The following is a 21,348-nucleotide window of genomic DNA, read 5'->3' as shown; positions in this document are numbered from 1 at the left end:
TGTGGTCCGGTCCTGCGGGTGGTGTGAGACGCGCGACGCGGGGGCGGGTGCGGTGCGGGGCCCGACGTCCTTCGGTCCGACCCGGGACCCGCTGGCTGCGGATCGGCCGAAGGCCGTTGTCTACTGAACGTCCGGGCCCCACCCGGGTCGCACCTTCCGCCGGCGAAACCTTCCCTCGCGGCCGAGGCGCGGGCGGCGGTCGGCGCGGGCGAGGGGGCGTGGTCCGGTCGGACGTCCTGTGGTGGACGCGGAGAACCTACCCGCCCATGGCGGTCGCCTGTCAATACCCGCTTGACCTGCGGGGTTCGGGAGAAACCGCAGGCCGGGCCGGAGGATCCGCAGGTCGGGGAGAACCCTCCGGTGCGTACGTCCGGGTGGCCGTCAACCCGACATCACTCGTTCGGACGTACGAAAACCGTCTGTCCGTGCACCACGGTCCGCAGGCAGACGGGAAGGTCGGCGCCGGGGGACAGATCGGGCAGGCCGGGCGTTCCGGAGCGCGGGTCGGTGGACCAACGGGCCACCCGGTCGTCGGGCGCCTGGACCACCAGGTCGCCGGTGCGCCAGACCGCGTAGTCGGCGGGGGCGCCGGGCACGAGCGTGCCGGCGTCGTCCCGGCCGGTCGCGCGCCAGCCGCCGCGGGTGTGGGCGGTGAAGGCGGCCCGGACCGAGACGCGGTGCTCGGGGGTGCGGTGGAAGGCGGCGGCCCGGACGGTCCCCCACGGGTCGAGCGGGGTGACCGGGCTGTCGGAGCCGAAGGCGAGCGGCACGCCGGCCCGCAGCAGGGCCGCGTAGGGGTTGAGGGTCCTGGCCCGCTCCGCGCCGAGGCGTTCGGCGTACATGCCCTCCTCGCCACCCCACAGGGCGTCGAAGGCGGGCTGGACGGAGGCGGTGAGGCCGAACTCGGCGAAGGCGGCGATCGTCTCGGGGGTGAGCATCTCGGCGTGCTCCACGCGGTGCCGGGCGGCCCGGATCCGGGCGAGGCCGAGCTTCTCGGCGGCGGCCCGCACGCCGTCCGTGACGGCGGTGACGGCGGCGTCGCCGATGGCGTGGAAGCCGGCCTGGAGGCCCGCCTCGGTGCAGGCCACGACGTGGGCGGCGACGGTGTCCGCGTCCAGGTGGGCGGAGCCCGTGAGGCCCGCGGAGTCCGCGTACGGCTCGTGGAGGCAGGCGGTGTGCGAGCCCAGCGAGCCGTCGGCGAAGAGGTCGCCGGCCGCGCCGAGGGCGCCGAGCGCGCGGGCCCGCTCGACGTCCAGGTCGGCCCAGTAGCCGACGATCCGGGGGCCGGGCTCGCTGCGGGCGAGGTCCAGCAGGCCGGTGAAGTCGTCCTCGGAGGAGATCTGCGGGCCGCCGCACTCGTGCAGGGTGCCGATGCCGAGGGAGGCGGCGTGCGCGCGGGCGGCGCGCTGGGCGCCGGTGCGCTGCTCCGGGGAGACGGCGGCGAAGGCGGCGGCGCGGACCGCGTGGTGGGCGTCGCCGGTGAGCGGCTCGCCGTCGCGGAAGCCGTCGAGGTCCCGGACGCCCGGGACGAGGTCGAGCAGGGCGGTGGTGACGACGGCGGAGTGGACGTCGATCCGGGTGAGGTAGAGCGGGCGGCCGCCCGTCAGGCCGTCGAGCTCGTCGCGGCGCGGGGCGCGGCGCTCGGGCCAGCGGGAGGCGTCCCAGCCGTGCCCGATGAGGATGCGGTCCCCGGGGCGGGCGGCGGCGTGGGCGCGGATCAGCTCCGCCGCCTCGGCGAGCGAGGCGGCGGCGGAGAGGTCGAGGCCGGTGAGCGCGAAGCCGGTGGCCGTGGTGTGGACGTGGGCGTCCACGAAGGCCGGGGTGACGAGCGCGCCCTCCAGGTCGATCACCTCGTCCACGCCCGCGGCGAAGGCGTCGGCCGCCCCCTCCTCGCCGACCCAGGCGATGTGACCGCGCTCCACCACCATGGCGGTGGCGAAGGGGTCGGCGGGACTGTGGACTTCTCCGCCCCGCAGGAGCACGGTGCGGTGTTCGCCGGGGTTCAGGCTTTCACTCATGCCCACCAGGCTAAATGCGCGGCGGCCTGGCTTCGTACGGGGTGGACAGGACGACGGTGGTGCGGCTGGCGACGTGGGCCTGGGAGCGGATGCGGCCGAGCAGGTGCTCCAGCTCCAGGGGGGTGGCGACGCGGACCTTGAGGATGTAGTTCTCCTCGCCCGCGACGCTGTGGCAGGCCTCGATCTCGGGGATGTCGGCGAGCCGGTCCGGCGTGTCGTCGGGGGCACTGGGGTCGAAGGGTTTGACCGAGATGAAGGCGGTCAGCGGGAGGCCCACCGCCTCCGGGTCGACGACGGCGGCATAGCCGCGGATGACACCGCGCTGCTCCAGCCGGCGGACGCGCTGATGCACGGCCGACGTGGACAGGCCGGTGGCCTTGCCCAGGTCGGTGTAGCTCATGCGCCCGTCCTTGACGAGCAATTCGACGATCTGACGATCCAGCTCCTCCATGCGCAGACCCTATTGCGCCGAAGGGTCCCGGGCCCAGCCGGGTGCGTGCCGTATGGGCCGCTATGGGCGGTCACGAGGCACCTGCGACAGGCATGTGACGAACGCCACAGGTTTGCGTCGGGCATCGGGGGGCGGCTCACGATTATGCGGAGTCCCGCATGGGAAGGGCTTGCTGTGGTTCCGGCCGCACCGCATCGGCCGACCTGTCCTAGGGGGAGTTCTCCATGCAGGAGCCCGTTGATTCCGTCGAACCGTCCGAGGAGTTCGACGCGTACGACACCTTCGAGATGTACCGGGTGGTCTGCCCGGAGTGCGAGCAGCCGATCGCGCTCCTCGCGGACGAGGAGGAGCTGCCGGAGCACGCGCTGTGCCCGTCTCCGTGGAACCCCTTCACCCTGACGGTCTGTGCCGGCACCGGCCGGTCCGCCGGTGAGGCGGGCTCCGCCGACGAGGGCGCGGAGGTGCAGGAGCAGGACACCGCGCTCCTGCTGACGCTCCCCCAGGGCCTCGACTGGCGGACGCAGCCCTTCTCACACATCGGCGGTCCGGGCTCGCGCCCGATCCGCGCGGCGCAGCTGCGCCGCGCGGCCTGAGCCGGGCTATTCCTCGCCGGTCCAGTAGTCCCCGCGCACCATCGCCGCGAGGGCGGCGTGGTGCAGGATGAGCCGGTCGGGGTCCGCGGGGACCTCGACCTCGCCGAAGTACGCCTGGCGGTACGCGATCCTCAGCATGACGATCGCGTGCCGCAGCGCCGCGTACAGGGTGTGGAAGTCCATCGCGCGCGGGACGTGCCCGGTCAGTTCGGCGTACCGCCGCTCGACCGCCTCCCGGCGCAGGAACCCGGGCAGCCCCGGCTGGCCGAAGCCCACGGTCAGGTCCTGGAAGAAGCGGTGCAGGTAGACGGTCCAGCCGAGGTCGACCTCGCGGGGCGCGCAGGCCGCCATCTCCCAGTCGAGGACGGCGGCGGGGGCGAAGCCGTCGTAGACGATGTTCCCGATCCGGGCGTCGCCCCAGCAGAGCACCGCGGGACCCTCGTCGTCCGGCCAGAGCTCCTCCAGCCGGGCGAAGGCCGCCTCGATGAGCGGCGAGGGCGCGAGCCCCTCCACCACCCAAACGTAGTAGGCGCGTTGGGCGTCGACGTGCCGGCGCAGCGGGCTGCCCGCGCCCCCGGGCAGCAGGAACTCGGCCTCCTTCGCCGGGAAGCCGTCGTGGAGCCGCGCCAGGATCCCCACCGACTCCGCCTCCAGGAAGTCCCGTTGGGCGTCGGTGGCGGCGTGCAGCCAGTTCCCCTCGTACGTGTAGGGCATGACGTCCGGCGGGACGCGGCCCTCGGCGCGGGCCATCACGAAGAAGGGCGCGCCGAGCGGCCCGGGGTCCTCCTCCAGCCACAGCACGCGGGGGACGGGCACGTCGGTGTGCTCGGCGACGAGCCCCATCACGCGGTGCTGGCGGGCCATGTCGTAGACCGGGAAGACGGTGTACGCGGCGGGGTCGGCGGCCAGCCGCAGGGCGCAGCCGCGCACGGGGGCGTCCGGGTGCTCCAGGTCGAAGAGCAGGGTCTCGCTGGACATGCCGTTGGAGCCGGGGACGGCGAGGCCGGAGACCGTGGCGCCGGGCAGCCGGCCGTCCAGCCAGGCGGTGAGCCGGGCGGCCAGTTCCCCGGGGTCGCGGGTGGTGGTGCGGGGGCGGGGCGCGGTGGCCATGGGTGCCTCCTGTTTCCTGGGCTCGGTTCTCCTCCGGGACGGGGCGCGCCGGTCTCAGGGGGCCGTGGAGCCGAAGCCGGTGAAGCCGCTGGGGTCGTGGCGGCCGAAGGAGCCGTGCTCGAAGATGCCGTGGCCGGTGCGGCCGTCGAGGGTGAAGCGGGCGGAGTGGTCGGTGACGCCGTGGGCGGCGAGCGGGTGGGCGGCCGGGTCGGACAGGTCGTAGACGCGGCGGTCGGTCCAGCCGCGGCCCTGCCAGGTGCCGTGCTGCCAGTCGCCGGCCGGCGGGTAGCCGGCGCCGATCGCGAGCGGGGAGGAGGCGAGGACCTCGACGCCGATCTCCAGGGGCTTGCCGGTGGGTTCGGCGAGGTGGATCACGGCGCTCTCGGGGTGGCGGGTGCCGGGGCGGTACGCGATCTCCGTGCGGGGCCAGCCGAGCTGGACGTCCCGGTGGCCGTCGCGGACCAGCAGGGCCTGGTTGAGGGTGCGGTGGCCGTCGGCGTCCTCCTGGGCGACGACCATCAGGAAGCGGTCCTCGAAGCGCATGGGGATCCAGAGCCAGTGGAAGCCCTCGGGGCGGGACTCGGCGGCCCGGCCCGGCTCCTCGCCGGGGATCGGGCGGACGCCCCAGCTGCGGTCGCGGGTCCCGGTCCACTCCCCCGCCGTCACCTCGAAGCGCTCGCCGCCCGCCCGGACGGTGCCGGCGCACCGCCCGGCCTGGACGAAGCGGCGTCCTTCGAGGGTGAGCCGGCCGCCGGTGCGCTGGAGGTGGTGGGGCTCCCAGACGGCCGGGAAGTCGCCGGTCCAGGCGAGGTCGAAGGAGAGCCCGTCGGGGTCGGCCGGATCGGCGGCGCAGCTCAGGGTGAAGCGCTTCAGCGGCTCGTCGACGGTGATCCGCAGCGGTCCGACCTCCAGGCGCATCCGGTCGTCGCCGAGTGCGTCGGAGGCGCGGACGGCGTGCAGCCGGTCGCCGGTGCGCAGGGTGGCGTACGCGTCGATGACGCCGGTGTTGGGGTAGACGCCGAGCCCGGCGATGAGCAGGGCGCGGCCCGCGTGGTCGAAGACGTGGAAGATGCAGCGGTCGTAGGCGTTCCGGTCGCCGCTGACGTGGTGCTTCATCGACAGCGGGGCCTGGTGCACGGGGTATTCGTCGAGCGCGACGGGCCGGTCGTCGTCCACGGCTGACCTCCTGGTCGTCGAAGAAGATCTGACGGTACGTCAGCCATCTGCGCGAGGGCCAGAGGCGTGCGCCGGGCGGACGGGGGCGCGGACGGGACCGCGGGAGAGGCGCGCGGGGCCCACATAAGGACCGGGTAAAGGACGAACTGTCGCTCGAATCCGTCCGGCGGTGACCCGGGCGGGCCGGAGCGCGTTGGTCCGGTCATGACCACGCTGTACTCCACACCCAGCGGAGTCGGTCGGCATCGGCAGGCCGACTCGCGCGATGAAGAATCGGTTCTTCATCGGATCCCGGAGGCTTCGGCCCCGCCCGGCGACGCCCCCGCGCAGCCCCCGGTCCCCGCGCAGGCCCCTGCCCCGGCGCAGGCCCAGGCTCCCGCACCCGCCGCGCCCACCCCCACGGTCGTCGCGCCGGTGCCGCCCCCGGCCGCCGCCCAGGGCCCCGTACCGGCGCCCGCCCCCGTGGCCGCACCCCCGTCCGTACCGGCACCGGCACCGCTGCCCGCGCCGGTCCCCGTGCAGGTGCATCCCGACCCGCCGATCTACCGGGCGCTGTACGCGCTCTGGGCCGACCAGGGGCGCACCCTGCCGGGGCGCCGGGACGCCGAGTGGACGCGGCTGGCCGCGGGGCCCGTCTGGGCCGACCGGACGGTCCGGGTCAGCGGGGTCCTGGTCCCGAGGGGGTAGGCAGCGCCTTCCGGGTCACATGAGGCCCGCGCGGGTGACCAGGACGGCGAGGAGGACGACGAGGGTCCAGCCGAGGACGTGCTCCAGGATCTCGGGACCCCGGTCGTCCCGGGGCCCGCCGGTGCGCGTGCGTGAGGACAGACGGGCCGCGAGGGTGGTGGTGGCGCTCATGCCCACCACCATGAGCCACCCGGCGCCCCCGGACCAGAGACGTTCCTCACACCCCCGGCCCGCCCCCCGTCCGCTCAGAGCACGCCGACGGCCCGAAGCGCCTTGCGCTGCGCGGGAGTCGGCCGGTCGGGGAAGTACAGGTAGCAGACCCCTCCTGTGCCGGACACCACTTTCCCGCTCGCGTTGTACCGCTTGGTCCGCAGCCAGATGTTCTCCCACTCGCGCCGGAGGTAGACCCGGCGGACCGCCTCGTTGTCCGGGGAGGCGGGGTCGTTGGCGATCACGTCGCCGTCGGCGGTGAAGCCGATGACCGTCATCAGGTGGCCGGAGGTGCCGTAGCCGGCGCCGGTCAGCTCCTCCTTCCGGAAGGACTGGGAGGTGATGGCCGGGATGCCGGCCCGGATCAGGGTCTCCAGGTCGGTGAGGGAGCGGAGCCGGGTCACCACGGCGTTCAGGCCGGGGTAGGAGGCGGCGTAGGCGGCGTTGAAGGGCCAGTTTCCGCAGCCCTGGTACTGGTGGTCGTAGGTGTGCCGGGCGGCGTGACAGACCTGGGGATCGGCATAGTCGGGGTTCACCCAGGCCAGGTCCCCGGCGGAGGGGCGGCGGCCCCAGTACTCGACGATCATCTGGGAGGAGGTCGGGCTGCACCACGCCTCGCCGCCGTTGTCGTACTCGGGGTACTGGCCGACGTGGGTGTTCTGCGAATAACGGGGGACGGTCAGCTCGCGGGCGAGGCCGGGCGCGGAGGCCGGGACGGTGAACCGGTCGGGCACGTCCGAGGCCATCGCGCCGACCCGCCACACCGTGGGCGTGAGGGTGGTGCCGGGGCGGCGGTGGAGGGTGAGCCGCAGCCGGTACGCGGCGAGGCGGAGGCCGCTCGCCGGGTCGTCGACGGCGAAGGTGTCCGTCCAGACGCTGCTCCGGCCGTCGGTCTGGTCGTCCACCGAGGTCCGCCGGATGTCGGTGTCGCCGGAGGCCCACCGGCCCATCACGAACCACGGGGTGTCCGTGCCGTCGGAGTACGTGCCGGACAGCTCGACCTGGATCCAGGTGCCGGCCGGGGTCCGGGCGTTCCAGGAGGCGATCGCCTCGGTCGCGGGCACGGCCGGGACGTGCACGGGCGAGGTCCAGCGGGCGTACTCCCAGGCGGAGGTCGTCCCGGTGTGCGGGTCGGTGTGGTCGGTACGGCCCAGGGGGGTGTCCAGGACCAGGCCGGGGCGGGGCCCGGCGACGGCCCGGGTGCCCTCGGCGTCCCCGGAGCGCCAGTCGGTGTAGGTGGACCAGAAGCGGTTGGCGACGGTCTCGGGGGTGGGGGCGGGTGCGGGTTCCGGTACGGGTCCTGGCGCGGCGCCCCGTTCCGAGGCGGCGGCGGGCGCTGTCGCGGAGGTGCCCGCGGCGGCCGCGAGCGCCGCGGCGAGGACGGTCCGGCGTGAGGCTGATCCGGGCATGGCGAGGACCCCCAGTCGAGGACGGGACGGCGATCGGGCGGGGCTGCGCGGGCCCACTATCCCGGCTCGGCGGGGCCTTCGCCAGCACTTCGGCCCGCGTCGCCGCCACCGACATGGGTGTGGACCACTGACGGCGGCACCACGCTGACCTGCGGCGGTACGCACGGCCCCCGGCCCGCCCGGCCCCGGTGTCCGGTCCGCCGCCGCCCGGCCCGGCCCGGCGCCCCTTGCCGTTCACCCCCTAGGGTGAGGCGCATGGACGACCTCGACCGCGCGGCCCGCGCGCTGCTCCGGCTGCCGCCCTCGCTGGGGCCGGTGCGGCTCGTCGCCGTCGACGGTCACGCCGGCTCCGGCAAGTCCACCCTCGCCCGCCGGCTCGCCGCCGCGCTCGGCGGCGCCCCCGTGCTGCGGCTCGACGACCTCGCCACCCACGAGGAGCTCTTCGCGTGGACCGGGCGGCTGCGCGAGCAGGTCCTCGAACCGCTGGAGCGCGGCCGGGCCGCGCGCTACCGCCCGTACGACTGGACCCTGCGGGGCTTCGGCCCCGGGCGGGAGCTGCCCCCGGCGCCGGTGGTGCTGGTGGAGGGCGTGGGGGCGGGGCGGCGGGCGCTGCGCCCGCACCTGGCGTGGCTGCTGTGGATGGAGCGGCCGGCCGGGGCGTCCTGGGCCCGGGGCCGGCACCGCGACGGACCGGAGCAGGCGGAGTTCTGGGACGGCTGGGAGGTGGCGGAGACTCGCCATTTCGCCGAAGATCCGTCGCGTCCCTTCGCCGACACCCTGGTACGGGAGCGGGAGAAGGGTTACGACTGGCTCCCCGGGCCCGGTGTGACAGCGGGCGCGGACCAGATCATCACCCACCGTGACGGCGTGTTGGCGGTGGACCGAGTCCCCTGAATTCCGCCTCCGCAAGTGCCTCAACTCTGCTTGACCCGGGGGGCGTACAGGTCTTACGTTCTGAATGTGCGGCTTTTCGACAGCCGCCGCGGACACGAAGCCCCCGGTTGTTCCCCCGTGATCGGGGGCTTCGTTCTGCCCTCCGCGCCCCCGCCGGCCCCTTCCTGGCCCCGCGCGCTCACCCAGGGTCACCGATTCCGGATCTTGCGCTTCTCCTTAAGCGCACCGCCCCTGCGCAGGTACGATGCCCGCAGGTGCGGTCAAATCCCGTCCATACGCCGACGGTTGTGGGGGACCCGATGGACATCGGCACGCAGGGCCCGCAGGCCCCCGCGGAGCTCGCCTGGCTGCGCGGAGTGGACGCCTACACCATGGGCGCCTATCCGCAGGCCGAGGAGGAGTTCCGGGCCGCGGTGCGGGTCGACCCCGGCATGGCGGACGCCTGGCTGGGGCTGCACGCGCTCCGGGTGGACACGACGACCGCGCTGCTGCGCATGTACCGCAACCGCGAGCGCTTCGGCGAACAGCGCGCCCGGCACCGCCGCACCCTCAACTCCTGGTACTGGCTCGGCTGGTGGGTGCAACCCGTCCTGGAGAGCCCGCGCGACCTGCTGCTCGCGCACGCCTCGCACTGGCTCGACGGGCGGCACGTGCCGGAGCTCGACCGGGCGCTCGCCGAGCTGCCGCCGGTCGACACCGACCCCCAGGTCCGCTTCCTGCACGCCTGCCGCGCCTATCTGGTCAAGGACTGGGAGCAGCTGGTCCGGCACACCGAGACGCTCGTGGACGACCCGCTGCTCGGCATCGAGGCCGGTCTCTTCGGCGGCATGGCCCGGGTGCGCCTGGAGATGTACGGGCAGGCCGAGCCGCTGCTCTCGGCGGCGCTGATGCGCTGCCGCAGCGAGCAGCCGCAGCGCAAGGAGCTGCGCTACTGGCTCGCCCGGGCCCACGAGGGCACCGGCCGCAGCGCCGCCGCCCTCCCCCTCTACCGGGCGGTGCACCGCGTCGACCCGGCGTTCATGGACACCGCCGCCCGGCTCGCCGCCATCGCCGAGTACGACGGCTTCGACGGGCTCGACGGCATGGACGAGCAGGCCGGTCTCGCCACCGTCGCCCTCGGCCCGCACGCGGGCGGCGGCTCCGGCCAGGACGGCACGGAGACCGCCCCCGGGCCCGAGCCGGAGACCGGCGGCCTCGGCGGCGACGGGCTGCGCCTCTCCCCCGACCCGGTGCCTCCCGGCGCGCCGGCCGCGCCCCGGGAGGTCGTGCGCCACAGCTCCCCGGTGCCCGCCCAGCCGGGCCCGCCGCGCTTCCCGGCCGGCCCGACCGATCCCGCGCTGCTCGCCGAGGCCCTCGCCGAGCTGGAGGGCATGGTCGGGATGGAACCGGTGAAGCGTCAGGTCAAGGCGCTGTCGGCACAGCTGGAGATGGCCCGGCTGCGGGCCGGCCAGGGGCTTCCGGTCCAGCCGCCGAAGCGGCACTTCGTCTTCTCCGGGCCCTCCGGCACCGGCAAGACGACGGTGGCGCGGATCCTGGGCCGGGTCTTCTACGCCCTCGGCCTGCTCGGCGGGGACCATCTGGTGGAGGCCCAACGGGCCGACCTGGTCGGCGAGTTCCTCGGCCAGACCGCGGTGAAGGCGAACGAGCTGATCGACTCGGCGGTCGGCGGGGTGCTCTTCGTGGACGAGGCGTACGCGCTCTCCAACTCCGGCTACAGCAAGGGCGACGCCTACGGCGACGAGGCCCTCCAGGTGCTGCTGAAGCGGGCCGAGGACAACCGGGACCACCTGGTGGTCATCCTGGCGGGGTACCCCGAGGGCATGGACCGGCTGCTCGCCGCCAACCCCGGACTCTCCTCCCGCTTCACCACCCGGGTCGACTTCCCCTCGTACCGGCCGCTCGAACTGACCGCGATCGGCGAGGTGCTGGCCTCGGCCAACGGCGACGGCTGGGACGAGGAGTCGCTGGAGGAACTGCGCTCGATCAGCGCGCACGTCGTCGAGCAGGGCTGGATCGACGAGCTGGGCAACGGCCGCTTCCTGCGCACCCTGTACGAGAAGTCCTGCGCCTACCGGGACCTGCGGCTCTCCGGCTACAGCGGCCCGCTCAGCCGCGAGGACCTGGCCACGCTGCGGCTCGCGGACCTCATGCAGGCGTACGGGGAGGTGCTGTCGGGCCGCGGTCCGGCGGACCGCGGCCCCCAGCAGGAACCGCCCTTCTGACCCGTCAGGCGACGGGCGCCGGGGCGGGCCCCAGGCGGTGGGCGGGGTCGCGGACCTCGCCCACCAGCATCTCCAGGACGTCCTCCAGGGCGACCAGGCCGAGGACCCGGCCGGAGGCGTCGGAGACCTGCGCGAGGTGGGTCGCGGCCCGGCGCATCACGGTGAGGGCGTCGTCGAGCGGCAGTTCGGCGCGGAGCGTCGCCATCGGGCGCCACAGCTGCTGCGGCACCGCCCGCTCCCGCTCCTCCGCGTCCAGGACGTCCTTCACGTGCACGAAGCCCAGGAAGACGTCCTGCCCGTGGCCTTCGGCGCGGACCGGGAAGCGCGAGTAGCCGGTCCGCACGGTCAGTTCCTCGATCTGCCTCGGGGTCGCCGACGGCGGGACGGTGACGAGCGCGGAGGCCGGGATGAGGACGTCGGCGACGGGGCGGCTGCCCAGCTCCAGGGCGTCCTCCAGGCGCTCCTGCTCGGCCGGGTCGAGGAGCCCGGCCTGGCCGGCGTCCTCGACGAGCCGCCCGAGCTGGGCGGAGGTGAAGACGGCCTCGACCTCGTCCTTCGGCTCGACGCCGAAGACCCGCAGGACCAGCCGGGAGCAGGCCCCCAGGGCGGCCGTCACCGGCCGGCAGAGCCGGGCGAAGCCGACCAGGCCGGGGGCGAGCAGGAGCGCGGTCCGCTCGGGCGCCGCCATCGCCAGGTTCTTCGGCACCATCTCGCCGATGACGAGGTGGAGGAAGACGACCGCGGCGAGGGCGATCACGTAGCCGAGCGGGTGGATGAGCCCGGCCGGGACGCCGACGGCGTGGAAGGCCGGTTCGAGGAGGTGGGCGACGGTCGGTTCGGCGACCGCGCCGAGCGTGAGCGAGCAGACGGTGATGCCGAACTGGGCCGCCGCCATCATCCGCGGCAGGTTCTCCAGGCCGTACAGCACCTGTGCGGCGCGGGCGCCGCCCAGCGGCTCGATCTGGCTGCGGCGGACGGAGACGAGCGCGAACTCGGCGCCGACGAAGAAGCCGTTGGCCAGGACGAGGAGGAGGGCCAGGAGGAGCTGGAGGGTGCTCATCGGACCGCCTCCGCCGCCATCGGCACCGGGGCGGTGCGCACGATCCGGACCCGTTCGGCCCGGAAGCGGTCGACGCGGCGCACCGAGAGCCGCCAGCCGGGGAGTTCGGCCCGGTCGCCCGGGGCCGGGATCCGGCCGAGCAGGTCGGCGACGAGCCCGGCGACGGTCTCGTACGGGCCGTCCGGCACGTCGAGTCCTATCCGGCGCAGGGTGTGGACCCGGCAGGAGCCGTCGGCCTCCCAGGCGGGACGGCCGTCCTCGGCGGGCGCGGCGGCCAGCTCGGGGCGGGCGTCGGCGGCGGTGTCGTGCTCGTCGCGGACCTCGCCGACGAGTTCCTCGACGATGTCCTCCAGGGTGACCACGCCGGCCGTGCCGCCGTACTCGTCGACGACGACGGCGATCGGCTGCTCGCGGCGCAGCCGCTCCAGGAGGGCCTGGACGGGCAGGGTCTCGGGGACGAGGAGCGGCGGGAGCGCGATCCGTCCCACGGGGGTGCGCGGCCGGGCCTCGGGGGCAACGGCGAGCGCGTCCTTGAGGTGGACCATGCCGACGACCTCGTCGATGCGGTCCCGGTAGACCGGGAAGCGCGAGAGGCCGGTGGCCCGGGTGAGGTTGAGGACGTCGGCGGCGGTGGCGTCCCACTGGAGGGCGCTGACCTTCACGCGCGGGGTCATGACCTGCTCGGCGGTGAGGCCGGCGAGGGACAGGGTCCGTACGAAGAGGTCGGCGGTGTCCTGTTCGAGGGCGCCGGCCCGGGCCGAGTGCCGGGCGAGGGATTCCAGCTCGCCGGGGGTGCGGACCGAGTCCAGCTCCTCGGTGGGCTCCACGCCCAGGGAGCGGACGAGTCCGTTCGCCACCCGGTTGAGCAGGGCGATCACCGGCCGGAAGGCGGCGGAGAAGCGGCGCTGCGGGGCAGCGACGAAGCGGGCGACCTGGAGCGGCCGGGAGACCGCCCAGTTCTTGGGGACCAGCTCGCCGACGACCATCTGGACGGCCGAGGCGAGCAGCATGCCGACCACCACGGCGACCCCGGAGACCGCGCCCGGGGGGAGCCCGGTGGCGGTGAGCGGGGGGCGCAGCAGCGAGGCGAGCGCGGGCTCGGCGAGCATGCCGACGACGAGCGAGGTGAGGGTGATGCCCAGCTGGGTGCCGGAGAGCTGGAAGGACAGCTCGCGCAGCGCCGTCACGACGGTGCGGGCGCGCCGGTCGCCGGCGGCCGCGGCGCGCTCGGCCTCGGCGCGCTCGACGGTCACGAGACCGAACTCGGCGGCGACGAAGAAGCCGTTGGCCAGGATGAGCAGGAAGGCCGCGAGAAGCGGCAGGAGGGAGACGATCATGCCGCCGCCTCCGAAGAGGGGGCGGCGCGGGTACTACCGGACGATCCGTCCATTGCCGGAGGGAGTCACTCCTCGGGTCGAAGGGGGGCCTCGCCGGCCGCCGGCGGCGGCTCCGTACGTGCGCGAGGCGGTGGTGCGCTCGGCACCACCGCCTCCAGATTAGTCACGCACGTGCCCCGTACGGCAGGGGGGACGCCCCGGATGGGGGACGGACCGGGGTCGGCCCTGACGTCCGCCCCGGGGTTCAGGCCGTCTCGACCCCGGTGCCGCGGCTGTCCGCGAGGGCCCGCAGGGCGCGGGCGTCCCTGATCGCGGACTCCTTGGCGACGCCCGGCTGGATGCCGAGGGCCGGCAGGCTGGTGCCGTCGCTGAGGTCGAGGAAGACCCACGGGTCGCCCGGGCGGAGATTGACGCGGAGGATCTCCGCCCAGGCGAGGCGCCGGGTGCGGGTGATGTTGACGACCGTGACGCCCTCGTCGTCGGCGACGACCTTGGGGCGGCTCAGCAGCACCAGCACGCCGAGGAAGAGGGCGGCGGTGAAGACGAAGCTGACCCGCTCCCCCGGTCCGAGCCGTTCCAGCATCAGCGCCACGGCGGTGATCGCCGCGAACATGGCGAGGCCCACGGTCAGCAGGACGGCGCGGGTGCGGCCCGGCCGGAAGGTGACCGGGAGGGAGGGCGTGGACGACTCGGACATCGGGGTACCTCGGTGCCAGGTGCGGTGCGGAGGGGGATCAGAGGCGGCAGGCGTGGATCGCGGTGGTGAGGATCGCGCGGGCGCCCAGTTCGTACAGGTCGTCCATGATCCGCTGCGCGTCCTTGGCGGGGACCATCGCGCGGACGGCGACCCAGCCCTCGTTGTGCAGCGGGGAGACGGTCGGCGACTCCAGGCCCGGGGTGAGGGCGACGGCCTGCTCCAGGTGCTCGGCGCGGCAGTCGTAGTCCATCATCACGTAGCTGCGGGCGACGAGGACGCCCTGGAGGCGGCGCAGGAACTGCTGGACCTGCGGGTGGTCGGCCTCGGCGCCGTGGCGGCGGATCACGACCGCCTCGGACTTCAGGATCGGCTCGCCAATGACCTCCAGGCCGGCGTTGCGCAGGCTGGTGCCGGTCTCGACGACGTCCGCGATGATCTGGGCGACGCCCAGCTGGATCGCGGTCTCGACGGCGCCGTCCAGGTGGACGACGGAGGCGTCCAGACCCAGGTCGGCGAGGTGCTTGGCGACGATGCCCTCGTAGGAGGTGGCGATCGTCATGCCGCCGAAGTCCTCCGGGCCCTTGGCGGTGCCCGGGCGGGTGGCGTAGCGGAAGGTGGAGCGGCCGAAGTTCAGCGGGAGGATCTCCTCGGCGCTGGCGCCGGAGTCCAGCAGCAGGTCACGGCCGGTGATGCCGATGTCCAGCTTGCCGGAGGCCACGTAGATGGCGATGTCCTTCGGCCGCAGGTAGAAGAACTCGACCTCGTTGTCGGGGTCGATGACCACCAGCTCCTTGGACTCCTTGCGCTGGCGGTAGCCGGCCTCATGGAGCATGGCCGACGCAGGTCCGGAGAGGGAACCCTTGTTCGGGACGGCGATGCGCAGCATGGGGTCAGCTTCCTTTGTCTGGAGTTCTGGGGAGGGGGATGTGCGTGTGCTCAGAGGTGGGCGTAGACGTCGTCGAGCGAGATCCCGCGGGCGACCATCATCACCTGGACGTGGTACAGCAGCTGCGAGATCTCCTCGGCGGCGGCTTCCTTGCCCTCGTACTCGGCGGCCATCCAGACCTCGGCGGCCTCCTCGACGACCTTCTTGCCGATGGCGTGGACGCCCTTGCCCACCAGTTCCGCGGTGCGGGAGGTGGCCGGGTCGCCGGTCTCTGCCTTGAGCTTGAGCTCGGAGAAGAGCTCTTCGAAGCTCTTTCGGGTTTCGTTCGCCATGATGGTCCTAAGGGTACGGGGTGAGGGTCGCGTCACTAGCGCCAGGGTTCGCTGACCGTCCGCAGGGTGGTGGCGGTGGCGACGGCGGCGGTGACCGCTTCGTGACCCTTGTCCTCGGAGGATCCTTCGAGGCCCGCGCGGTCGAGCGCCTGTTCCTCGTTGTCGACGGTGAGGACGCCGAATCCGACGGGTACGCCGGTGTCGATCGAGACCTGGGTGAGGCCGTGGGTGACGCCCTGGCACACGTACTCGAAGTGCGGCGTTCCGCCGCGGATGACGACGCCGAGCGCCACGATGGCATCGTAGCCGCGGCCCGCGAGGACCTTCGCCACGACCGGGAGTTCGAAGCTGCCGGGGACGCGCAGCAGCGTCGGCTCGTCGATGCCGAGCTCGGCGAGGGCGCGCAGGGCGCCGTCGACGAGGCCGTCCATGATCTTCTCGTGCCACTGCGCCGCGATGACCGCGACCCGGAGGTCGCCGCAGTTCTTCACGCTGAGGACGGGTGCGCCCTTGCCGCTCATGTCTCTCCTAGCCGGTTTCGTACGTACGTGGTTACTGGTTGCCGCAGGTGGAGGCCGGGGAGCCGTCCAGCCAGGGCAGGTCGTGGCCCATCCGGTCCCGCTTGGTGCGCAGGTAGCGGAGGTTGTGCTCGCCGGCCTGGACCGGCATGGGCTCCCGGCCCTCGACGACGAGGCCGTGCCGGGTGAGGGCGTCGACCTTGTCGGGGTTGTTGGTCATCAGCCGGAGGCTGCGGACGCCGAGGTCACCGAGGATCTGCGCGCCGGCCGCGTAGTCGCGGGCGTCGGCGGGGAGCCCGAGCTCCAGGTTGGCGTCGAGGGTGTCGCGGCCGCGTTCCTGGAGCTCGTACGCGCGCAGCTTGGAGAGCAGGCCGATGCCGCGTCCCTCGTGGCCGCGGAGGTAGACGACGACGCCGCGGCCGGCCTCCTGGATGCGGTCCATGGACGCCTGGAGCTGGGGGCCGCAGTCGCAGCGCAGCGAGTGGAAGACGTCGCCGGTGAGGCATTCGGAGTGGACGCGGACGAGGACGCCGGTGCCGTCGCCGAGCTCGCCGTGGACGAGGGCGACGTGCTCGACGCCGTCGACGGTGGAGCGGTAGCCGTAGGCGGTGAAGTCGCCGTGGGCGGTGGGGAGGTGGACCTCGGCCTCGCGGCGGACGGTGGGCTCGGCGGAGCGGCGGTAGGCGATCAGGTCCTCGATGGAGATGATCGTCAGGCCGTGCTTGCGGGCGAAGGGGATCAGCTCCGGCAGGCGGAGCATCACGCCGTCCTCGCCGGCGATCTCGACGATCGCGCCGGCCGGGCGCAGGCCCGCGAGACGGGCGAGGTCGACGGCGGCCTCGGTGTGCCCGGGGCGGGCGAGGACCCCGCCCTCGCGGGCGCGCAGCGGGAAGACGTGGCCGGGGCGGACGAAGTCGGAGGGCTCGTGGCGGCCGCTCGCGAGCATCCGGAGGGTGGTGGCGCGGTCGGCGGCGGAGATGCCGGTGGTGACGCCGTGCTCGGGGCCCGCGTCGACGGAGACGGTGAAGGCGGTCCGCATCGACTCGGTGTTGTGCTCGACCATCTGCGGGAGGCGGAGCCGCTCCAGCTCCGCGTCCTCCATGGGGGCGCAGATCAGGCCGCGGCACTCGCTCATCATGAAGGCGACGACCTCGGGGGTGGCCTTCTCGGCGGCGATGACGAGGTCGCCCTCGTTCTCGCGGTCCTCGTCGTCGACGACGACGACGGGGCGGCCGGCGGCGATGTCGCGGATCGCCTGCTCGACGGGGTCGAGGGCGAGGTCCTCGGTGTCCCAGACGGACGGGGCGCTGTTCATGCGGGGGCTCCTTCCAGGACGGGGGTGCGGGACCGGAGCCACCAGTCGCGCATGCCCCACAGGACGAGGGCGAAGTAGACGACGTAGACGAGGCCGGAGAAGGCGAGGCCGCTGCTGAAGGCGAGCGGGACGCCGACGAGGTCGACGAGGAGCCAGGCGAACCAGAACTCGACCAGCCCGCGGGCCTGGGCGACCATCGCGACGAGGGTGCCGACGAAGATGTACGCGTCGGCCCACGGGCTCCAGGAGAGCGACGGGAAGAGGGTGAAGAGCCCGCCGACGGCGAGGGTGCCGAGGAGGGCGCCGCCGGCGAGGGCGCCGCGCTCCCTCCAGGTGGCGAAGCGGACGGCGATGGAGCCGTCCTGGGCCTGCTGCCGGCCCCGGTTCCACTGCCACCAGCCCCAGGCGGCGACGCCGATGACGAGGAGCTGCTTGCCGACGCCGCCGGCGAGGTGGGCGGAGGCGTAGGCGCCGACCAGGATCAGGCCGGAGAGGAGCTGGGCGGGCCAGGTGAGGATGGAGCGGCGCCAGCCGAGGGCCAGGGCTATGAGGCCGATGACGTTGCCGAGCATGTCGGACCACATGATGTGCTGGCCGAAGACGGCGAACGCCTCGGAGTTGAGCCAGTTCACTTGCCGGTCTCCTGTGCGTTCGGGCCGAGCAGCCGCTCGACGTACTTGGCGATGACGTCCACTTCGAGGTTGACCGGGGCGCCGGGGCCCTTGTGGCCCAGCGTGGTCAGGGCGAGGGTGGTGGGGATGAGGCTGATGGTGAACCAGTCGTCGCCGACCTCGACGACGGTGAGGCTGACGCCGTCGACCGTGATCGAGCCCTTCTCGACGACGTAGCGGGCGAGCGCGGCGGGGAGGCCGACCCTGACCAGCTCCCAGTGCTCGGAGGGGGTGCGCTCCAGGACGGTGCCGGTGCCGTCCACGTGGCCCTGGACGATGTGTCCGCCGAGCCGGCCGCCGACGGCCATGGGGCGCTCCAGGTTGACCCGGGAGCCGGGTTCGAGGGCGCCGAGGCTGGACCGCCTGAGGGTCTCGGCCATGACGTCGGCGGTGAACTCGCCGTCGCCGGACTCGACGACCGTGAGACAGACACCGTTGACGGCGATGGAGTCGCCGTGCCGGGCGCCTTCCGTGACCAGGGGGCCGCGCAGCCGGAAGCGGGAGGCGTCCTCCAGCTGCTCGACGGCGACGACCTCGCCCAGTTCTTCGACGATTCCGGTGAACACGGTCAGGCTCCCTTGACGGTCGGGACGGCGGGGAAGCGGATATCGGATCCGATGCGTGCGGTCTCGATGACGTCGAGCCGCAACACGCGCGTGGGGCTGGTGATTCCGGCGCCCGCGGGGGCGTCCGGGCGCGGCGTGCCGTCGGGGGAGGGGAGGGTGCCGGTCCCGGGGCGCGGGGCACGGGCCTCGGCGCGGGGGGAACCGGCCGCGCGGGCCACGGGCTCCGCGGGGCGCCGCGTGGCGGCGGTGAGGGTGGTGCTGTCGTGCCGGCCCACCGGGTCCTCCTGCCTCTTCGGGCACGGACTCCGGGGCCTGTCTGGACGACAGAGAGCGGGTACGCCGCCGCGCAGGGGGTATGCCGGTACGGCCGGAGATCCACGGGTGCGCCGGCGACGGATCGCGGCGACCAGCGGACGTACGGCCGGCACACCCCTGTCGGGGGTCGCCCGCCGCGCACTGCCTCCCATCCGGACTTTCACCGTCGGTCCAGGAATCTCACCTGGTCAACCGGCCGCTGGCTTGCGGACGGGTCGCGGACTATACCGCCGGTTCGGAATTACACCGACCCCGGAGTGCGCTGCTGCTGATACAGGGCCAGTGTGCCACGCCGTGTCAACGGTCATGCGCACGCTCCCTGTGCGATGACTCACACGGTCCCACGGAATCTTCCGTTGGTCCAGACCTATTGACGCACTGGTCTAGTCCTCTTAATGTCCGTGTCACCTCCGAGGAACGGCCCGGCGGTGTGCGCACGCCACGGGCCCAACACGTACCACCCCCTTGTTCGTTGCGTGTTTTCCCACCTCCCCGAGGAGGACCAGATCGTGCTGTCCCCCACGACCAAGAGAGCGTCGCTGCTCGCTTCCGGTGTCGCCGTCACCGGTCTGCTGCTCAGCTCGCTCGCCGGCGGCGTCTCGTACGCGGCCGACAACGAGTCCTGTCGCCCCGACGGCCTGTACAAGACGCCCGGCGTCGACGTCCCCTACTGCTCGGTCTACGACGCCGAGGGCCGCGAGAAGATGGGCGCCGACCACCAGCGCCGCGTCATCGGCTACTTCACGGGCTGGCGCACCGGCAAGAACGGCGAGCCCGCCTACCTCGCCAACAACATCCCGTGGAACAAGATCACCCACATCAACTACGCCTTCGGGCACGTCGGCAGCGACAACAAGCTCTCGGTCGGCACGGACGGCCCGAACAACGCCGCCACCGGCATGACCTGGCCCGGCGTGGCCGGCGCCGAGATGGACCCGGCCCTCCCCTACAAGGGCCACTTCAACCTGCTGAACAAGTTCAAGAAGCAGTACCCGGACGTCAAGACGCTGATCTCGGTCGGCGGCTGGGCGGAGACCGGCGGCTACTTCGCCGACAACGGCGACCGGGTGAACTCCGGCGGCTTCTACTCGATGGCCACCAACGCCGACGGCTCGGTCAACCAGGCCGGCATCGACACCTTCGCCACCTCGGCGGTCGACTTCATCCGCAAGTACGGGTTCAACGGCGTCGACATCGACTACGAGTACCCGACCACCATGAAGGACGCGGGCAACCCGCTCGACTGGAGCCTCGCCAACGCGCGCCGCGCGGGCCTGGTCCAGGGCTACGCGGCCCTCATGAAGTCCCTGCGCGAGAAGCTGGACACGGCCGGCGCCGCCGACGGCAAGCACTACCTGCTGACCGTCGCCGCCCCGTCCTCCGGCTACCTGCTGCGCGGCATGGAGACGTTCCAGATGCAGAAGTACCTGGACTACGTCAACATCATGTCGTACGACCTGCACGGCGCCTGGAACGAGTACGTCGGCCCGAACGCCTCGCTCTTCGACGACGGCAAGGACGGCGAGCTCGCCGCGGCCAACGTCTACGGCTCCTCGCAGTACGGCTCCCTCGGCTACCTCAACACCGACTGGGCCTACCACTACTTCCGCGGCTCCATGCCGGCCGGCCGCATCAACATCGGCCTGCCGTACTACACCCGCGGCCACAAGAACGTGCAGGGCGGCACCGACGGCCTCTGGGGCAAGGCCAGCGCGGCCACCTGCCCGGCCGGCGCCGGTCTGACCAAGTGCGGTGACGGCGCCGTCGGCATCGACAACCTGTGGCACGACAAGGACACCGCGGGCAAGGAGTCGCCCGCCGGCTCCAACCCGATGTGGCACGCCAAGAACCTGGAGAAGGGGATCGTCGGCGACTACGTCACCCAGTACGGCTTCCCCGCGAACACCACCCTGACCGGCACCTACGCCCGCAAGTACGACTCGACCCTGGTCGCGCCGTGGCTGTGGAACGCCGAGAAGAAGGTCTTCCTCTCCACCGAGGACGAGCAGTCCGTGGCCGCCAAGGCCGACTACGTGGTCGACCGCGGCATCGGCGGCACCATGGTCTGGGAGATGGCCGGCGACTACGCCTGGAACGCCGCCAAGGGCCAGTACGAGATGGGCTCCACGCTCACCTCGCTGATGTACGACAAGTTCAAGGCCGCGACCCCGTACGGCGCCAAGAAGTCCAACAAGGCGCTCCCGACGCAGGCCGTGAACATCGAGACCGCCTTCACCGAGTTCAAGCTGGGCGACTCGAACTACCCGATCACCCCCAAGGTGAAGATCACCAACCGGACGAACACCACGCTGCCCGGCGGCACGGAGTTCCAGTTCGACTACGGCACCTCGGCCCCGGCCAACGCCTCCGACCAGTCCGGCTTCGGCACCAAGGTCATCAGCAGCGACCACACGGGCTCCAACGTGGGCGGCCTGAAGGGCGACTTCCACCGGGTCTCCCTGAAGCTCCCGGCCTGGCAGTCCCTCGCCCCGGGCGCCACGATCGACCTGGCGTTCAACTACTACCTGCCGGTGTCCACCCCCTCCAACTGGACGGTGAACATCAACGGCACCTCGTACGCCCTCGCCGGCGACCTGGCGCGCGGCACGACGGTCGTGGAGCCCGGCACGGGCACCACCCCGCCGACCACCCCGCCCACCACGCCGCCGACGACCCCGCCGACGACTCCCCCGACCACCCCGCCGACGACGCCGCCCACCGGCTGCACCGCCCCGGCGTACGTGGCCGGCACGATCTACAACGCGGGCAACGAGGTCTCCCACAAGGGCCGCAAGTGGAAGGCCCAGTGGTGGACCCAGAACCAGGAGCCGGGCACGACCGGCGAGTGGGGGGTCTGGAAGGACCTCGGCGCCTGCTGACG

The 21,348-nt window shown here is 73.3% G+C and carries 21 protein-coding genes and 1 riboswitch; of the genes, 5 read left to right on the top strand and 16 right to left on the bottom strand.

The features are described 5' to 3' along the window. Positions 1 to 392 precede the first annotated feature (392 nt). Both IE326_RS32350 and IE326_RS32345 read right to left on the bottom strand, forming a co-directional pair. Positions 393 to 2,018 (bottom strand): amidohydrolase, encoded by a 1,626-nt coding sequence (locus IE326_RS32350; protein WP_190044029.1) that lies wholly within the window; start codon positions 2,016 to 2,018, stop codon positions 393 to 395. 10 nt (positions 2,019 to 2,028) lie between these two features. Then, a complete protein-coding gene (locus IE326_RS32345) occupies positions 2,029 to 2,469 on the bottom strand; it encodes an Lrp/AsnC family transcriptional regulator (protein ID WP_150227207.1) in 441 nt (146 codons plus the stop codon). 224 nt (positions 2,470 to 2,693) lie between these two features. Here IE326_RS32345 and IE326_RS32340 point away from each other — a divergent pair, with 224 nt between their 5' ends. Further along, on the top strand, positions 2,694 to 3,062 hold the full coding sequence (locus tag IE326_RS32340) for a hypothetical protein (RefSeq protein ID WP_150227208.1): 369 nt from the start codon (positions 2,694 to 2,696) through the stop codon (positions 3,060 to 3,062). A gap of 6 nt (positions 3,063 to 3,068) precedes the next feature. Here the strand turns inward: IE326_RS32340 and IE326_RS32335 are convergent, their stop codons facing one another. Both IE326_RS32335 and IE326_RS32330 read right to left on the bottom strand, forming a co-directional pair. Beyond that, positions 3,069 to 4,172 carry a phosphotransferase family protein gene (locus IE326_RS32335; RefSeq protein WP_190044028.1) on the bottom strand — a complete coding sequence of 368 codons (1,104 nt, stop codon included), beginning with the start codon at positions 4,170 to 4,172 and terminating at the stop codon, positions 3,069 to 3,071. Between the two features lie 54 nt (positions 4,173 to 4,226). Continuing rightward, positions 4,227 to 5,348, bottom strand: a complete 1,122-nt coding sequence (locus IE326_RS32330; protein WP_190044027.1) for an Rv3169 family protein — start codon at positions 5,346 to 5,348, stop codon at positions 4,227 to 4,229. Between the two features lie 204 nt (positions 5,349 to 5,552). Between IE326_RS32330 and IE326_RS41100 the strand changes: the two genes are divergently transcribed. Then, positions 5,553 to 6,035 carry a hypothetical protein gene (locus IE326_RS41100; RefSeq protein ID WP_229915748.1) on the top strand — a complete coding sequence of 161 codons (483 nt, stop codon included), beginning with the start codon at positions 5,553 to 5,555 and terminating at the stop codon, positions 6,033 to 6,035. A 15-nt stretch (positions 6,036 to 6,050) separates the two neighbouring features. On the opposite strand, the gene IE326_RS32320 is transcribed toward IE326_RS41100, so the two are convergent. Both IE326_RS32320 and IE326_RS32315 read right to left on the bottom strand, forming a co-directional pair. After that, positions 6,051 to 6,206 (bottom strand): SCO1431 family membrane protein, encoded by a 156-nt coding sequence (locus IE326_RS32320; protein WP_190044026.1) that lies wholly within the window; start codon positions 6,204 to 6,206, stop codon positions 6,051 to 6,053. Between the two features lie 74 nt (positions 6,207 to 6,280). After that, positions 6,281 to 7,654, bottom strand: coding sequence for a C39 family peptidase (locus tag IE326_RS32315; RefSeq protein WP_190044025.1), 1,374 nt, complete (start codon positions 7,652 to 7,654; stop codon positions 6,281 to 6,283). A 255-nt stretch (positions 7,655 to 7,909) separates the two neighbouring features. Between IE326_RS32315 and IE326_RS32310 the strand changes: the two genes are divergently transcribed. Further along, complete coding sequence (locus tag IE326_RS32310; RefSeq protein ID WP_150227213.1) at positions 7,910 to 8,548, top strand: uridine kinase family protein; 639 nt, start codon at positions 7,910 to 7,912, stop codon at positions 8,546 to 8,548. Between the two features lie 299 nt (positions 8,549 to 8,847). After that, positions 8,848 to 10,770 (top strand): AAA family ATPase, encoded by a 1,923-nt coding sequence (locus IE326_RS32305; RefSeq protein WP_190044024.1) that lies wholly within the window; start codon positions 8,848 to 8,850, stop codon positions 10,768 to 10,770. Positions 10,771 to 10,774: 4 nt separating this feature from the next. Here the strand turns inward: IE326_RS32305 and IE326_RS32300 are convergent, their stop codons facing one another. From IE326_RS32300 to IE326_RS32255, 10 genes are all read right to left on the bottom strand, one after another. Beyond that, positions 10,775 to 11,830 carry a hemolysin family protein gene (locus IE326_RS32300; protein WP_150227215.1) on the bottom strand — a complete coding sequence of 352 codons (1,056 nt, stop codon included), beginning with the start codon at positions 11,828 to 11,830 and terminating at the stop codon, positions 10,775 to 10,777. After that, positions 11,827 to 13,167: a hemolysin family protein gene (locus IE326_RS32295; protein ID WP_190044023.1), complete on the bottom strand. Its 1,341-nt coding sequence runs from the start codon at positions 13,165 to 13,167 to the stop codon at positions 11,827 to 11,829. Before IE326_RS32295 ends, IE326_RS32300 begins: the two co-directional genes overlap by 4 nt. A 244-nt stretch (positions 13,168 to 13,411) precedes the next feature. Further along, positions 13,412 to 13,864: a PH domain-containing protein gene (locus IE326_RS32290; RefSeq protein WP_190044022.1), complete on the bottom strand. Its 453-nt coding sequence runs from the start codon at positions 13,862 to 13,864 to the stop codon at positions 13,412 to 13,414. Positions 13,865 to 13,901: 37 nt separating this feature from the next. Next, positions 13,902 to 14,750 carry an ATP phosphoribosyltransferase gene (gene hisG, locus IE326_RS32285; RefSeq protein WP_150227218.1) on the bottom strand — a complete coding sequence of 283 codons (849 nt, stop codon included), beginning with the start codon at positions 14,748 to 14,750 and terminating at the stop codon, positions 13,902 to 13,904. Positions 14,751 to 14,800: 50 nt separating this feature from the next. Next, a complete protein-coding gene (locus IE326_RS32280) occupies positions 14,801 to 15,082 on the bottom strand; it encodes a phosphoribosyl-ATP diphosphatase (protein ID WP_030745612.1) in 282 nt (93 codons plus the stop codon). 35 nt (positions 15,083 to 15,117) lie between these two features. Further along, complete coding sequence (gene ribH, locus IE326_RS32275) at positions 15,118 to 15,603, bottom strand: 6,7-dimethyl-8-ribityllumazine synthase (protein ID WP_189512609.1); 486 nt, start codon at positions 15,601 to 15,603, stop codon at positions 15,118 to 15,120. Positions 15,604 to 15,634: 31 nt separating this feature from the next. Next, entirely contained in the window at positions 15,635 to 16,915 is a 1,281-nt protein-coding gene (locus IE326_RS32270; protein ID WP_190044021.1) for a bifunctional 3,4-dihydroxy-2-butanone-4-phosphate synthase/GTP cyclohydrolase II, read from the bottom strand. Then, positions 16,912 to 17,499: a nicotinamide mononucleotide transporter family protein gene (locus IE326_RS32265; protein ID WP_190044265.1), complete on the bottom strand. Its 588-nt coding sequence runs from the start codon at positions 17,497 to 17,499 to the stop codon at positions 16,912 to 16,914. The genes IE326_RS32270 and IE326_RS32265 overlap by 4 nt, the downstream gene beginning before the upstream one ends. Positions 17,500 to 17,543: 44 nt before the next feature. Then, the gene (locus IE326_RS32260; protein ID WP_150227221.1) at positions 17,544 to 18,152 is read right to left on the bottom strand and encodes a riboflavin synthase; all 609 of its coding nucleotides are present in this window, start codon (positions 18,150 to 18,152) and stop codon (positions 17,544 to 17,546) included. A 2-nt stretch (positions 18,153 to 18,154) separates the two neighbouring features. Beyond that, positions 18,155 to 18,427: a hypothetical protein gene (locus IE326_RS32255; RefSeq protein ID WP_190044020.1), complete on the bottom strand. Its 273-nt coding sequence runs from the start codon at positions 18,425 to 18,427 to the stop codon at positions 18,155 to 18,157. Positions 18,428 to 18,601: 174 nt separating this feature from the next. Then, positions 18,602 to 18,732: riboswitch (FMN riboswitch) on the bottom strand. A 244-nt stretch (positions 18,733 to 18,976) separates the two neighbouring features. Between IE326_RS32255 and IE326_RS32250 the strand changes: the two genes are divergently transcribed. After that, positions 18,977 to 21,346: a chitinase C-terminal domain-containing protein gene (locus tag IE326_RS32250; protein ID WP_190044019.1), complete on the top strand. Its 2,370-nt coding sequence runs from the start codon at positions 18,977 to 18,979 to the stop codon at positions 21,344 to 21,346. Positions 21,347 to 21,348 lie beyond the last annotated feature (2 nt).

It is taken from the genome of Streptomyces filamentosus (assembly GCF_014654895.1).
Taxonomy (GTDB): Bacteria; Actinomycetota; Actinomycetes; order Streptomycetales; family Streptomycetaceae; genus Streptomyces; species Streptomyces filamentosus.
The sequence above is the reverse complement of the archived record's forward strand: the minus strand, read 5'-3'. Positions and strand labels throughout refer to the sequence as shown.

Bases quoted from the DNA above. Each gene is read 5' to 3' on its own strand.
- IE326_RS32350 (WP_190044029.1), bottom strand. From the start codon at position 2,018: ATGAGTGAAAGCCTGAACCCCGGCGAACACCGCACCGTGCTCCTGCGG.
- IE326_RS32345 (WP_150227207.1), bottom strand. From the start codon at position 2,469: ATGGAGGAGCTGGATCGTCAGATCGTCGAATTGCTCGTCAAGGACGGG.
- IE326_RS32340 (WP_150227208.1), top strand. From the start codon at position 2,694: ATGCAGGAGCCCGTTGATTCCGTCGAACCGTCCGAGGAGTTCGACGCG.
- IE326_RS32335 (WP_190044028.1), bottom strand. From the start codon at position 4,172: ATGGCCACCGCGCCCCGCCCCCGCACCACCACCCGCGACCCCGGGGAA.
- IE326_RS41100 (WP_229915748.1), top strand. From the start codon at position 5,553: ATGACCACGCTGTACTCCACACCCAGCGGAGTCGGTCGGCATCGGCAG.
- IE326_RS32320 (WP_190044026.1), bottom strand. From the start codon at position 6,206: ATGAGCGCCACCACCACCCTCGCGGCCCGTCTGTCCTCACGCACGCGC.
- IE326_RS32315 (WP_190044025.1), bottom strand. From the start codon at position 7,654: ATGCCCGGATCAGCCTCACGCCGGACCGTCCTCGCCGCGGCGCTCGCG.
- IE326_RS32310 (WP_150227213.1), top strand. From the start codon at position 7,910: ATGGACGACCTCGACCGCGCGGCCCGCGCGCTGCTCCGGCTGCCGCCC.
- IE326_RS32305 (WP_190044024.1), top strand. From the start codon at position 8,848: ATGGACATCGGCACGCAGGGCCCGCAGGCCCCCGCGGAGCTCGCCTGG.
- IE326_RS32300 (WP_150227215.1), bottom strand. From the start codon at position 11,830: ATGAGCACCCTCCAGCTCCTCCTGGCCCTCCTCCTCGTCCTGGCCAAC.
- IE326_RS32295 (WP_190044023.1), bottom strand. From the start codon at position 13,167: ATGATCGTCTCCCTCCTGCCGCTTCTCGCGGCCTTCCTGCTCATCCTG.
- IE326_RS32290 (WP_190044022.1), bottom strand. From the start codon at position 13,864: ATGTCCGAGTCGTCCACGCCCTCCCTCCCGGTCACCTTCCGGCCGGGC.
- hisG (WP_150227218.1), bottom strand. From the start codon at position 14,750: ATGCTGCGCATCGCCGTCCCGAACAAGGGTTCCCTCTCCGGACCTGCG.
- IE326_RS32280 (WP_030745612.1), bottom strand. From the start codon at position 15,082: ATGGCGAACGAAACCCGAAAGAGCTTCGAAGAGCTCTTCTCCGAGCTC.
- ribH (WP_189512609.1), bottom strand. From the start codon at position 15,603: ATGAGCGGCAAGGGCGCACCCGTCCTCAGCGTGAAGAACTGCGGCGAC.
- IE326_RS32270 (WP_190044021.1), bottom strand. From the start codon at position 16,915: ATGAACAGCGCCCCGTCCGTCTGGGACACCGAGGACCTCGCCCTCGAC.
- IE326_RS32265 (WP_190044265.1), bottom strand. From the start codon at position 17,499: ATGTGGTCCGACATGCTCGGCAACGTCATCGGCCTCATAGCCCTGGCC.